The sequence below is a fragment of the Affinundibacterium baiyunense genome (genome assembly GCF_018139645.1).
Classification (GTDB): Bacteria; Pseudomonadota; Gammaproteobacteria; order Burkholderiales; family Burkholderiaceae_D; genus Undibacterium; species Undibacterium baiyunense.
Map to the genome: position 1 here is coordinate 24,965 of NZ_JAGSPM010000013.1, position 12,431 is coordinate 37,395.

General features: G+C 45.1%; 13 protein-coding genes. 7 read left to right on the top strand and 6 right to left on the bottom strand.

What is annotated here, in order from left to right:
* The first annotated feature begins 159 nt into the window (after positions 1-159).
* Together KDM92_RS16595 and ychF are read left to right on the top strand one after the other, a co-directional pair.
* The gene (locus KDM92_RS16595) at positions 160-1,545 is read left to right on the top strand and encodes an MATE family efflux transporter (RefSeq protein WP_212685534.1); all 1,386 of its coding nucleotides are present in this window, start codon (positions 160-162) and stop codon (positions 1,543-1,545) included.
* Between the two features lie 132 nt (positions 1,546-1,677).
* Positions 1,678-2,769, top strand: coding sequence for a redox-regulated ATPase YchF (gene ychF / locus KDM92_RS16600; protein ID WP_212685535.1), 1,092 nt, complete (start codon positions 1,678-1,680; stop codon positions 2,767-2,769).
* A gap of 131 nt (positions 2,770-2,900) precedes the next feature.
* Here the strand turns inward: ychF and KDM92_RS16605 are convergent, their stop codons facing one another.
* Positions 2,901-3,725 (bottom strand): hypothetical protein, encoded by an 825-nt coding sequence (locus tag KDM92_RS16605; RefSeq protein WP_212685536.1) that lies wholly within the window; start codon positions 3,723-3,725, stop codon positions 2,901-2,903.
* A 289-nt stretch (positions 3,726-4,014) separates the two neighbouring features.
* Between KDM92_RS16605 and KDM92_RS16610 the strand changes: the two genes are divergently transcribed.
* Positions 4,015-5,148 carry a GGDEF domain-containing protein gene (locus KDM92_RS16610; RefSeq protein ID WP_230408400.1) on the top strand — a complete coding sequence of 378 codons (1,134 nt, stop codon included), beginning with the start codon at positions 4,015-4,017 and terminating at the stop codon, positions 5,146-5,148.
* Here the strand turns inward: KDM92_RS16610 and KDM92_RS16615 are convergent.
* From KDM92_RS16615 to rsmD, 3 genes are all read right to left on the bottom strand, one after another.
* Positions 5,145-5,405: a YfhL family 4Fe-4S dicluster ferredoxin gene (locus KDM92_RS16615; RefSeq protein WP_189346287.1), complete on the bottom strand. Its 261-nt coding sequence runs from the start codon at positions 5,403-5,405 to the stop codon at positions 5,145-5,147. The two genes, KDM92_RS16610 and KDM92_RS16615, sit on opposite strands and share 4 nt — an antisense overlap.
* An 84-nt stretch (positions 5,406-5,489) precedes the next feature.
* The gene (gene coaD / locus KDM92_RS16620) at positions 5,490-5,978 is read right to left on the bottom strand and encodes a pantetheine-phosphate adenylyltransferase (protein WP_212685537.1); all 489 of its coding nucleotides are present in this window, start codon (positions 5,976-5,978) and stop codon (positions 5,490-5,492) included.
* 102 nt (positions 5,979-6,080) lie between these two features.
* Positions 6,081-6,740 carry a 16S rRNA (guanine(966)-N(2))-methyltransferase RsmD gene (rsmD, locus tag KDM92_RS16625; RefSeq protein ID WP_212685538.1) on the bottom strand — a complete coding sequence of 220 codons (660 nt, stop codon included), beginning with the start codon at positions 6,738-6,740 and terminating at the stop codon, positions 6,081-6,083.
* A gap of 174 nt (positions 6,741-6,914) precedes the next feature.
* On the opposite strand from rsmD, the gene ftsY reads away from it, so the two are divergent.
* The 4 genes from ftsY (at position 6,915) to rpoH (ending at position 10,799) form a co-directional block, all read left to right on the top strand.
* Positions 6,915-7,994, top strand: coding sequence for a signal recognition particle-docking protein FtsY (ftsY, locus tag KDM92_RS16630; protein ID WP_212685539.1), 1,080 nt, complete (start codon positions 6,915-6,917; stop codon positions 7,992-7,994).
* A 33-nt stretch (positions 7,995-8,027) separates the two neighbouring features.
* On the top strand, positions 8,028-8,714 hold the full coding sequence (locus KDM92_RS16635) for a cell division ATP-binding protein FtsE (protein ID WP_189346291.1): 687 nt from the start codon (positions 8,028-8,030) through the stop codon (positions 8,712-8,714).
* 27 nt (positions 8,715-8,741) lie between these two features.
* A complete protein-coding gene (locus KDM92_RS16640) occupies positions 8,742-9,659 on the top strand; it encodes a cell division protein FtsX (RefSeq protein WP_212685540.1) in 918 nt (305 codons plus the stop codon).
* 240 nt (positions 9,660-9,899) lie between these two features.
* The gene (gene rpoH, locus KDM92_RS16645) at positions 9,900-10,799 is read left to right on the top strand and encodes an RNA polymerase sigma factor RpoH (protein ID WP_189346293.1); all 900 of its coding nucleotides are present in this window, start codon (positions 9,900-9,902) and stop codon (positions 10,797-10,799) included.
* A 129-nt stretch (positions 10,800-10,928) separates the two neighbouring features.
* On the opposite strand, the gene KDM92_RS16650 is transcribed toward rpoH, so the two are convergent.
* On the bottom strand, positions 10,929-11,540 hold the full coding sequence (locus KDM92_RS16650) for an SCO family protein (protein WP_212685541.1): 612 nt from the start codon (positions 11,538-11,540) through the stop codon (positions 10,929-10,931).
* 1 nt (position 11,541) lies between these two features.
* Positions 11,542-12,426, bottom strand: coding sequence for a heme o synthase (gene cyoE, locus KDM92_RS16655; RefSeq protein ID WP_212685542.1), 885 nt, complete (start codon positions 12,424-12,426; stop codon positions 11,542-11,544).
* Between the last annotated feature and the right edge of the window lie 5 nt (positions 12,427-12,431).

The following is a 12,431-nucleotide window of genomic DNA, read 5'->3' on the forward strand; positions in this document are numbered from 1 at the left end:
ATTACAAAAACGATTCACATGAAATCAAAGTGATATCACTTTAATTTCACTCTAATCAGAAGTCAAGTTTTTTTATCAAAATTTTTCAATGTCCGACAACCAACAGAATTGGCACATCAGGTAAGATGTTTCGAACTAGAAGAATCTTATTTCCCACCCATGAAAACCAAAATACGTACCGAGCTTGCGAAGCTTTGGCAAATTGCATGGCCTGTACTCATTGGTCAACTTGCAACAGTTGGTATGTCTGTTGCCGATGTCGCCATGACTGGGCATCTGAGCGCAGAAGACCTAGCCGCAGTAGCGCTCGGCGCATCGCTCTGGTCTATTATCTTAGTGACCGTTATGGGCGTGATGATTTCAATTAACGCCGTGGTTGCGCATGAAGTAGGCGCAGGCGCATTTGATAAAATCCCCCACATCATGCGCCAATCCATGTGGATGGCATTTGGTGTTGGCATGATTGCCTGCCTGATTCTCAATTTATCAACGCATGTATTTGATTACTTGCAACTTGATCCCTTTGTTCAGAAAAAAGCCACCGAATTTGTGCGCGTGATCAGCATAGGCATGCCCGCCTTCGCCATGTACCGAGCGCTGTATAGCTACACCACAAGTCTGAACGAAACCAAGCCAATTATGATGATTGCAATCCTTGGCTTGATATTTAATGTGATCGTCAACTACCTATTCATCTACGGTAAATTTGGGCTACCGCAGCTAGGTTCCACGGGTTCTGCAATGGCAACCGGGATTGCGATGTGGCTAATGTTGGGAGCCATGCTTTGGTGGATACACCATTCGCCGATCTACAGACGAACCTTTCCTTTCACGCATAGAGAAAAACCAAACTGGGTAGAAATTCGCTCTATGTTGCGCATAGGCTTACCAATTGGCGTTACTTACTTCGCCGAAGTCTCGGCATTCTCCGCCGTCGGTCTATTGGTGGCACGCTTTGGCGTTGTAGCGATTTCAGCGAATCAAATTGCTTTGAATTTTTCATCTCTAGTATTTATGGTGCCGATGAGTTTAGGCATTGCGCTCACAACACGCGTTAGCCAAACTTTAGGTGAAGGCGATGTCGTACACGCGCGCTTTGTATCGTGGACAGGAGTTGGTGTTTCTTTAGTTTTTGCCGTCATTTCAGCAGGTATGATGACGCTGTTACGTTATGAAGTTGTCGCGGCTTATACTTCAGATCCGATGATTCAAGAAGTCACCGCAAATCTCTTATTGCTTGCTGCAATTTTCCAACTTTCAGATGCAGCGCAAATTACCATCTCTTGCGCACTGCGCGGCTACAAAGTCACGCGCATCCCGATGTTTATTCACATCATGGCGTTTTATGGCTTCGCAATGCCGATTGGATTAGTTTTAGGATTAGCACCAGATTGGATGCCTTGGCATCCGGCAAAACCGATGGAAGCCAGCGGTTTCTGGATTGGCTTAGTGCTCGGATTAACAGTGGCTGCAATTATGTTAGGTATCTTTCTACATCGTTTATCCACCTCACGTATCGCTTATCATTTGCGTACTAACCCATAGCGCAACGACGCATACAATGGTGCAAACTAGTCGCGCTTAAAAGCACATAGTGTAAAATGTCGGATTAAATCCAATAATCTTTCCATTTGCGCAATCCCAATTTTGCGTGAATATTTTTAAGCAAAGTTCATTATGAGTCTTCAATGCGGCATCGTCGGCCTACCCAATGTCGGCAAATCTACGCTTTTTAATGCCTTAACAAAAGCAGGTATCCCAGCCGAAAACTATCCTTTCTGCACGATCGAACCAAATGTTGGCGTCGTCGAAGTACCTGATCCGCGCCTCAAACAATTGTCTGAAATCGTAAAACCAGAACGTGTACAAAATGCGATTGTAGAGTTTGTCGATATCGCCGGCTTGGTTGCAGGCGCCTCCAAGGGCGAAGGCTTAGGCAATCAATTTCTTGCACACATCCGCGAAACCGATGCGATTGTGAACGTAGTTCGCTGCTTTGAAGACGACAACGTAATTCACGTTGCCGGCAAAGTAAGTCCGCTCGACGATATCGAGGTTATTCAAACCGAGTTATGCTTAGCTGACATGGGCTCAGTGGAAAAAGCGATTCATCGCGAAAATAAAAAAGCACGCTCTGGTGACAAAGATGCACTCAAGCTCGTTACCTTGCTTGAGAAAATTATGCCCGGCTTAAATGACGCGGTACCAATTCGCGCGATGGGCTTAGACAAAGAAGAAATGGCATTGATCAAGCCAATGTGCCTGATCACAGCCAAACCAGCGATGTATGTAGCCAACGTGTCGGATGACGGTTTTACTAACAATCCTTTGTTAGATCAATTGACCGAATTCGCAGCTAAACAAAATGCGCCTATCGTCGCAATTTGTGCCGCGATCGAATCTGAAATTGCAGATTTAGAAGATGAAGACAAAGCCGCTTTCCTAGCAGACATGGGAATGGAAGAGCCAGGATTAGATCGCTTGATTCGCGCTGCGTTTAAACTGTTAGGTCTGCAAACCTATTTCACCGCAGGCGTAAAAGAAGTACGCGCTTGGACTATTCATATTGGCGATACAGCACCACAAGCAGCTGGTGTTATTCATACTGATTTTGAGCGCGGTTTCATTCGTGCGCAAACCATCGCATTTGAAGATTACATCGCACACAAAGGCGAAGCAGGTGCCAAAGAAGCAGGCAAGATGCGCGCGGAAGGTAAAGAATATGTTGTCAAAGATGGCGATGTTTTGAATTTCTTGTTCAACGTCTAAACCATATTTTTCCCCATCAAGCTCAACGCAAGCAGCGTTGAGCAAATAAAAAATCCCACGTACCAAACTACTCGGAGCGTGGGATTTTTTTATGCTCGCTACTCTCAATGTGCGATTAGGTGATCCAACTTCTACAACCCCACCGCGACGCTTAGACCATTAAAATTGCGTTTGCGCGATTCACTCGTTTCAGCTTTGCTATTTTCATAAACCAACTCAATCACTGCATCATCAGAATAAGCATTATTGAACAAGCTTAATGAGTAACTCGACTTTAATAAATCGACAGGAAGCGATTGACGACGATCACCTTCGATGAGCGTTGCTTCCTTCAAGCCCATAAATTCAGCGGGAAAACTAAAGCTCACTTTCTTGGTATTGCAAGGGCCACCTAAAGCACGTACGAAATTTCTCGCTATAAAAGGCAAGTCGTCATAATAAATTGCCCAAAACATTTCGCACTCCAAACGTAAATCGCCAAGACGGCGTTGATTCACCAACATTGTTGGACTACGTACCAAAGGCCACCAGCGGAACATATCTTTTTTTCGATTAATCATTAACTCAGCGTTTTGCTCTTTTGCCTGCATATCGATGGGCAAACTAAAGCTACCATCCTCGGCAATTGGAATGGGGCGAGAGAATGTATCTGTCGATAAACGCAAACTCACTCCACGCAATTCAACTTCAGCGCGACGCGGTTTCAAAATAAATTTATGTATTGCTTGCGGCGCGCGCGCATGAAATTTCTCGAACGCGTCAACGCCCTTTAGCATGACACGATAAGATTTCCAATCGGGATTTTTTGCATTCGTTACCTCTACCGTTTGCGTTACGCCATCATCAGACTTCTCTTGTGGCGGAGGCGCCTCGCCTTGTTCCTGCGCAAATGAGATCGATGCAAATGAGAACGAGCAACACAACAAAATCAACAGAGTTCGTAACGAGAATTTCATAGATTGAGACACACGAGTTAAGAGGGGAAATATTATTGAAGCGTAGAAAAAAATTCGCAAAAGAAATTTATAAAGTACATTCAGCTAAGCCCAATTGGTAGCAAGCAACTTCACTTATGCCTTGCGGCAACGATGTAGTATTAGGGCGACATATTCCATGCCACGAAATCGTATCTATGCTGGTCGCATGTTAAAAAGTGTAAGTTGATTCCAGCATATCCAAGCACATGATACAGTTATAGCATTGATGTAGAACGCCTTGATTGATACATCTGTACGCGAGAAATTTATGGACAAGTCACTTACTCCTAGCACCAGCCATGCCAGCGATCCTACGCATCGAGAAATGATGCTCATGCGTGCTCAGCTACAAGACTTCATTAACGAAGCGCGTCACAACCAAGACATCTTAAATCGTCATCAAACACTCGATCTGCAACTGATCGGCGCGCATAGTTTTCGTGAGTTGATTCAACACATCTTCGTCACATTGGCGTCGATATGCGAACTTGATCAGGTCACATTATGCCTAGTCAATACCCAACATAATTTGCAAGAGATGTTGGCTGATCTAAAAATTGATCGTAACGAATTCCCTTTTCTGTTGTTCGCTAATTCTGAGAGCGACCTGCAACTCGGCGGTAAGCCTTTACGCAAATCCGTCGTAAGCGCCTACGATGCGGAACAACACCACAGTTTATTTGCGCCCTGCTTCGAAATGCCGAAAAGCGTCGCGATTATTCCCTTGATTCGACAAACCAAATTATTAGGCTGTTTAAATTTAGGCAGCAAAGATAGCGAACGATTTACAGCTGACATGGGTACAGATTTTATCGAACGCCTCGGCTCGATTATTGCGATTTGCTTAGAAAATGTGATCAACAGCGAACGTCTAACGCAAATCGGTCTCACTGATGCATTAACCAATGTTAGCAATCGGCGTTGTGTGGAACAACGTATGTTAGAAGAGATTGCACGCGCACGTCGTCAACATTACGGCATCGCATGCATGTATTTGGACATCGATCACTTTAAAAAGATCAACGACATTCATGGACATCAAGGTGGTGATGAAGTCCTTAAAGAAGCCGCGAAACGCATTAAAGCAGAACTGCGACTGAGTGACACCATCGGTCGTTTTGGCGGCGAAGAATTTGTCGTTCTGTTGATCAACACCAACCGCGAGAATGCGCGTCATGTTGCCGAGCGCATACGTAGAAGTATCGCCGACAAGAGTTTCCTTCTGAGCATGACCGGACTGTGCGAAGTCACATTATCAATCGGCATCGCCAGCCTATCTGAAGATCATAATTTAGGAGAGATCGAGAATGCAGCGCAATCCCTCTTGCTACGAGCAGATCGCGCGCTATATGAAGCGAAAGAACAAGGAAGAAATTGTGTTCGAGAATCGGTAGAAGATTAGTGTTTTTTAGCCGCTGCTTGCAAGGCTTCGTACTTCGCCATCAATTGCTCTTTAGTCTCGCGCCACGCTGGATTAAATGGAATACAGCTAACTGGGCACACTTGCTGGCATTGTGGCTCATCGTAATGACCAACACACTCCGTGCATTTATTCGGATCAATTTCGTAAATCTCTGGCCCCATGTAAATCGCTTCGTTCGGGCATTCAGGTTCACATACATCACAATTGATGCAATCGTCGGTAATTAATAGTGCCATATTGATCTTCGTTACTTGATTACTTTATTGCTGAAAAACTACACATAAAACGATTTACTAAATAAATCGCTGAACGAGGTCTTTTTATTTACCTTGTTCAGCGATTTTTTTCTTCAGCCAAGCGTCGACCGAAGGAAACACAAACTTTGAAACGTCACCGCCAAATTGCGCTATCTCACGCACGATGGTGCCAGAAATAAATTGATATTGGTCAGATGGTGTTAAAAACATCGTTTCGACATCAGGTAATAAATAGCGATTCATGCCCGCCATTTGAAACTCATATTCAAAATCAGACACCGCACGCAAGCCTCGCACGATCACTCGAGCGTCGTTCTTGCGAACAAAATCTTTCAATAAGCCGGAAAAGCTCTCAACCCGTACATTCGGATAATGCCCTAGCACTTCATTGGCAATACTCAAACGCTCTTCTAAAGAAAAGAAAGGTTTTTTATTTTTACTATCTGCCACACCGACGATCAGTGTGTCGAACAAGCCAGAGGCACGACGCACTAAGTCTTCATGTCCGCGGGTCAGCGGATCAAATGTTCCTGGATAAACGGCTGTGACCATAACGATTCCCTTGGTGTGGTAATGTTTGCGATATTATTTTTACTAAGTTCACTTGGTAAAACGCGACTTAGCGATTATTTTAGACGGGCATTATCCCAGATTTTAAGCGGCTTCACCGGAATCCGTGTTGCGTTGCAACAAATGAAAGTACACACTCCCCGCTTTATCTTCTCTCAGCACTTGCCACCTCATCGTCTGCGTTGTAGCCAAGCTTGCGAAGGCTTGCTCCGATTCCACATACAAAACGCCATTTGGCTCCAACAAATCTACGCATAGCGGCAACACTTTTTCCAAGAAGCCCAAGTTGAATGGAGGATCAAGAAAAATCACGTCAAACTTATCGGTCTTCGCAATCAAACTTCTTAACAATACCAATGCATCACCGCGCTGCAAATGAGTTTGATCCGCCTTGAGTTTTTCCTTGACCTGCTGTAGTTGGGCAAATGCAGCAGGAAAGGCTTCAAACATGGTGACTTTTTTTGCGCCGCGACTAGCAGCCTCAAATCCCAACGCACCACTACCTGCAAAAACATCTAAGCACGATAGCTGCTGCCATTGACCATTCCACACATGATTTAACCAATTAAACAGCGTTTCTCGCACGCGATCAGGTGTCGGTCGCAAACCCTCGCCATCAACCACAGTCAAAGGCGTACGTTTCCACTCGCCACCAATGATGCGGACTTGATGACTTGCTTTGGCATGCTTGGCTGGCTTGCTTGATGATGCGCTTGGATTGTGGCGTTTCTTGATGTGATTCATAGCGGGGGGCGAAAAATCGCGGTTAGGCTCTGTTAGAATGGCAGCATTCTAAAGGTTTTTCGCACGCGCTTTGCATTTCTCCGATGATCGACATCCGACTTCGCCGAATTGTCTTAGCCGGCACTCCAGTCTTTGCGAAATCTCTCAACACTATTTTTGAGTACAAGTTCATCAATGTTTAGCTTTTTTAGAAAAAAAACACCTGAAGTCGTTGCAACTCCAGCAGCCTCAGAAACCACAAATACCGCACATCAGAGCAGCCAGATCGAGTCCGCTGCTGCGACAGCTCAAGTTGAAGTTCCAGTCGAAATTCCAGTTGAAACAAAAGCAGGAGACAAATCAGAAAGCACGCCAGCCAAACTGTCTTGGATTGCCCGCCTAAAACAAGGTTTAGCCAAAACTTCATCCAGTTTAACCACGCTATTTGTTGGCGCTAAGATTGACGATGATCTGTATGACGAATTAGAAGCTGCTTTACTCACTGCGGATGCAGGTGTTGAAGCAACCATGCATCTACTCGACAATTTAAAGCGCAAAGTCAAAGAAGAGAAATTAACTGAAGCTGAGCAAGTCAAAGCCGCGCTGAAAGTTTTGTTACTCGACCTACTCAAACCTTTGCAGAAGCCTTTTGAACTCGGTCGTTATCAGCCTTTGGTCATGATGATCGCTGGTGTGAATGGCGCGGGGAAAACCACAACCATCGGCAAACTCGCCAAACACATGCATGCGCATAATCAATCGGTGGTCTTGGCGGCGGGTGATACTTTCCGCGCCGCCGCTCGCGAACAATTAATGGTTTGGGGTGAACGCAATAATATTACGGTGATTGCGCAAGAGTCTGGCGATCCAGCAGCAGTTGCATTCGACGCAGTGGCTTCTGCGAAGGCACGCGGCACCAACGTCGCCATGGTTGATACGGCTGGTCGACTACCAACCCAATTACACTTAATGGAAGAACTCAAAAAAATCAAACGTGTGATTGGCAAAGGAATGGATGGCGCACCACAAGAAGTCGTCTTGGTAATTGACGGCAATACCGGGCAAAATGCGCTAACTCAAGTCAAAGCCTTTGACGATGCCTTGCAATTGACTGGACTAATCATCACCAAGCTCGATGGCACTGCCAAAGGCGGCGTGTTAGCTGCGATCGCTAAAACCCGCCCTATTCCTGTGTACTTTATTGGCGTCGGCGAACAAATTGAAGATTTACAAGCCTTCAACGCACAAGAGTTTGTTGACGCGCTATTGCAGTAACATCGCCAAAAATACGATGAAGGAAAGTTCACGATGATTGAATTCCAACATGTCAGTAAAGCCTTTGGCAACGACATCTATGCCTTAAGAGACGTATCTTTAACTATCGGTGATGGCGAACTAGTTTTCTTGGCGGGACCATCCGGCGCTGGCAAATCAACGCTATTGCGCATGATCGCTGGTTTAGAAAAACCTAGCAGCGGCACGGTGTTGATGAATGGTCAAAATTTGGGGCAATTAAAAGCTAGTAGCCTGCCTTATCTACGTCGTAAATTAGGACTGATTTTACAGGGTCAAGGTTTGCTATTAGATCGCAGTGTTTTAGCCAATGTGATGCTACCGATGATTGTAGTCGGTGAGTCAACGACAGAGGCGGAAACACGTGCACGCGCGGCTTTAGATCGTCTGAATATTCTCGATAAAGCACATGCTTCTCCTCTCGCTTTGTCTGGCGGTGAGCAACAACGCGTCGCGATTGCGCGCGCGATCGTCAACCGTCCCAAAATCATTTTGGCCGATGAGCCAACAGCGTACTTAGATCGTGATAATGCCATCATCGTCATCAATGCCTTAAAGGCATTTCAACGCTCAGGTGTAACTTGTATTATCTCCAGCCACGATGAACAGTTTTTAGAGCAAGCGAATCGCGTCATTTATTTAAGCAAGGGCGAAGTTACCGACTCTTGGACTTCCGCAGTTGAGTCGGTTGTTGCCGCTTAAGTCAGACTTCAAGGATACATATTCACTATGACCAATTGGTTCCGTCAACATGCCTATGCCATGCACAGCGCACTTACGCATTTACGCGCCGCGCCGGGTAATTTCTTATTCAACGTATTAGTGATCGCCATTGCCTTGTCTCTACCGATTGCTGGCTTAACTGTGTTAGAAAATATTCGGCCAGTGGCATCGCAGCTATCAATCGAGCCCGAAGTCAGCATTTTTCTGAAACCAGAATTAGCAAGTGCTGATGCCGCAGCATTGCAAGCGCCGATCAAAAAAACTTTAAAAGATTTACAAATCACGGCAAAGTTACGCTTTGTGCCGAAAGACAAAGCTTTAGCCGCAATGGAAGGTACAAATAATCTTGCCGAAGTTCTGGCCACCTTGGGCGGTAATCCACTGCCGGATGCGTTTGTCCTGTCTTTATCCAGTGCAGATAGCGCTAAAGTTGAGCAATTGACTAGCGCCTTACAAGGTCTCGATCATGTCGATGTGGTACAAGTTGATTCAGCTTGGGTCAAGCGCCTAGCGGCACTTTTGCAGGTCTTGCAAATGGCTTTGCTATTTTTAGCGGGTACTTTGGCGGTAGTCGTTATCGTCGTGATTTTTAATGCAACACGCCTACAAGTCATCTCACATCAAGCGGAAATCAGCGTCAGCCGCATGTTAGGGGCGACTAATGGTTTTATTCATAAACCGTATTACTACACCGGCGCAATGTTGGGTGTGCTCGCTGGTTGTTTGGCTTTGGGCTTGGTCGCACTTTCATTGCAACCCTTAAATCAAGCGATTGCTGAATTTGCTAAACTATATGCATCAGAATTTCATTTAAGCCCACTCGGTATTCTGCCAAGTTTAGGCTTAATTTTGATCAGCAAACTACTTGGTTTGTGTGGAGCCTATCTCTCAGTGCGTCGTCAATTGTCGAAAATTGCGGCTTAAAGCATTCTGCCGATGATGCAGCAATGCAACTTATTGATGAAATTTCAGTCTTAGCCTTCAATTTGCCGCTGTAATTTCCACCGAAATTAATCTTTTTGCAGCAAAACCCTTGAAATTTGAGAAAACAAACAGATTATTAGCACTCATCCCAATTGAGTGCTAATATTAGAACTTGAAGGTGCCAGAAAAATTTTTGGTACGGCTCTAAAGATACAATCTGATTTGATATCAGGAGGAAACATGACACAAACATCAGCACAAGGCATTTTGCGTTCTTCGGATAGCACCGCTTTAGCACTGGGGTTTACCGGTACATTGGGCAATATTGATGCCTATATCTCTGCGGTCAATCGTTTACCTATGTTGACGCAAGAAGAAGAAACCAATCTTGCTACTAAATTAAAATTACATAACGACTTAAATGCTGCGCAACAGTTAGTTATGTCGCATTTACGTTTGGTCGTCTCCATTGCGCGTGGCTATTTAGGTTATGGTTTGCCACATGCGGACTTAATCCAAGAAGGCAATATTGGCCTAATGAAAGCGGTTAAACGCTTCGATCCAGATCAAGGCGTGCGTTTGGTGTCTTACGCGATGCATTGGATTAAGGCCGAAATGCATGAATACATTTTGAAGAACTGGCGCTTAGTGAAAGTAGCAACAACAAAAGCGCAGCGTAAATTGTTCTTCAATCTGCGTTCAAATAAAGAAGGCTTGGATTCTATGACGCCTTCTCAGATCGATCATTTAGCGAGCAAACTCGATGTCAAACGTGAAGACGTCATTGAGATGGAAATGCGTCTATCAGGTCGCGATGTTGCACTCGATGGCTCTAGCGATGATGAAGACGAAAAATTCGCGCCAATCGCGTATTTAAAAACCGACGCTGGTGAGCCAAGCAATGTGATCGAAGCACAACAATATGATCGCTTACAAGGTGAAGGCTTAGAGACTGCATTAGCGAAACTTGATCCACGTTCACGTCGCATCATCGAATCTCGTTGGTTGCAAAATGATGATGGCTCAGGCGCGACTCTGCATGAATTAGCGGACGAATATGGTGTATCTGCTGAACGCATTCGCCAAATCGAAACCGCGGCCTTAAAGAAGATGAAAACTGCCCTCAGCGATTACACTTAAGCAGTCGTCTGGTGCAAGCAGCTCAGTTTGCTCTGTTATGCTCAGTTAAATTCTTAGCTAAATCTAATAAAACAAAAGGCACTCAATTGAGTGCCTTTTGTTTTTTCCGCTTCTTCAATACCAACTGTTTTATTTCAAGAGAAGCTTCAAATCATGCACAATCGCTTCAGGCTTTTGTCCATATTGAATATACAAACGAATCCGACCTTGTGGATCAAATACATAACTCGCTGCAGTATGATCCATCGTGTAACTTTCTGGCGTTTTGCCTGGGCTCTTTTGATAGAAGACTTTAAATTCTTTTGCGACGTTAGCGGTTGCTTCCGCATTGCCATAAAGTCCTAAAAAACGCTTATCAAAATTAGGAACATAAGCTGCCAACAAATCTTGCGTGTCTCGCTCAGGATCTACAGTGACAAACAAAACTTGCACGCGTTCAGCCAATGGTCCCAGTTGCGTCATCACCTTAGTCATTTCGAACATCGTTGTCGGACAAACGTCTGGACACTGGGTATAACCAAAGAATAAAACAACTGCTTTACCTTTGAAATCAGCCAAGGTACGCGGTTGTCCATTTTGATCAATTAAGGCGAAATCTTTGGCGTATGAAAGCCCAGTTAAATCCGTATTCAAAAACTTTTCTTCCGGCTTGCTGCATGCGCTCAGTATCAAACCAGTGGCGATCGCCAAACCACAAAAAGCAATTCGACGCCAAACAGAACGTGTAGAAAGAGTTTTCATATCAGAATTTAATGTAATGATCGACCAACAATGCAGCAAATAATAATGAAAGATAGACGATGGAAAAGGTAAAGGTTTTACGTGCCAACACATCATCATAGTGACGATAGATACGCCACGCGTACCATAAAAATCCTATCCCCAAAATCACTGCGCTAATCAAATAAATCATGCCACTCATCTTGACTGCATACGGCAACAAAGTAGTCGCGAATAAGGCGATGGTATAGAGCCAAATATGAAAACGTGTGAACTCAGGTCCATGCGTGATTGGCAACATAGGCAAGCCAGATTTTGCATAATCATCGCGACGATACATCGCCAGTGCCCAAAAATGCGGCGGGGTCCATACGAAAATGATCAGCACTAACAACCACGCTTGCATCGGCACTTCATTCGCGATCGCTGCCCATCCTAAGGCTGGCGGCATCGCCCCAGATAAGCCACCGATGACAATGTTTTGCGGTGTGGCTGGCTTCAAGATAATTGTATAAATTACGGCGTAACCAACAAAGGTAACGAAAGTGAGCCACATCGTCAGTGGATTAACCAAGACATACAATATCCACATGCCCGTACCGCCAATCAAAAACGAAAATGCCAAGATCTGTTTGGTGCCCATCTCGCCTTGCGCACTTGGACGACGCGCAGTACGTGCCATACGTGCATCGATCTCGCGTTCAACCAAGCAATTCACCGCAAAAGCGGCACCTGCCAATAACCAAATCCCAATTGTGGCGGCAAGCACGATGCGCCAGTCTGGCAAGCTAGGTGTCGCCAAGAACATGCCAATTACCGCACAAAAAACGGCCAACTGCGTTACCCGTGGCTTAGTTAGTGCCACGTATTGAGAAAAACGATTTAACAAGGTACTTTGAGTTGTCATTGGAG

Bases quoted from the DNA above. Each gene is read 5' to 3' on its own strand.
- coaD (WP_212685537.1), bottom strand. From the start codon at position 5,978: ATGGTCACAGCCGTTTATCCAGGAACATTTGATCCGCTGACCCGCGGA.
- KDM92_RS16640 (WP_212685540.1), top strand. From the start codon at position 8,742: ATGACCAATTGGTTCCGTCAACATGCCTATGCCATGCACAGCGCACTT.
- KDM92_RS16610 (WP_230408400.1), top strand. From the start codon at position 4,015: ATGGACAAGTCACTTACTCCTAGCACCAGCCATGCCAGCGATCCTACG.
- cyoE (WP_212685542.1), bottom strand. From the start codon at position 12,426: ATGACAACTCAAAGTACCTTGTTAAATCGTTTTTCTCAATACGTGGCA.
- KDM92_RS16595 (WP_212685534.1), top strand. From the start codon at position 160: ATGAAAACCAAAATACGTACCGAGCTTGCGAAGCTTTGGCAAATTGCA.
- KDM92_RS16635 (WP_189346291.1), top strand. From the start codon at position 8,028: ATGATTGAATTCCAACATGTCAGTAAAGCCTTTGGCAACGACATCTAT.
- KDM92_RS16650 (WP_212685541.1), bottom strand. From the start codon at position 11,540: ATGAAAACTCTTTCTACACGTTCTGTTTGGCGTCGAATTGCTTTTTGT.
- KDM92_RS16605 (WP_212685536.1), bottom strand. From the start codon at position 3,725: ATGAAATTCTCGTTACGAACTCTGTTGATTTTGTTGTGTTGCTCGTTC.
- KDM92_RS16615 (WP_189346287.1), bottom strand. From the start codon at position 5,405: ATGGCACTATTAATTACCGACGATTGCATCAATTGTGATGTATGTGAA.
- ychF (WP_212685535.1), top strand. From the start codon at position 1,678: ATGAGTCTTCAATGCGGCATCGTCGGCCTACCCAATGTCGGCAAATCT.
- rpoH (WP_189346293.1), top strand. From the start codon at position 9,900: ATGACACAAACATCAGCACAAGGCATTTTGCGTTCTTCGGATAGCACC.
- ftsY (WP_212685539.1), top strand. From the start codon at position 6,915: ATGTTTAGCTTTTTTAGAAAAAAAACACCTGAAGTCGTTGCAACTCCA.
- rsmD (WP_212685538.1), bottom strand. From the start codon at position 6,740: ATGAATCACATCAAGAAACGCCACAATCCAAGCGCATCATCAAGCAAG.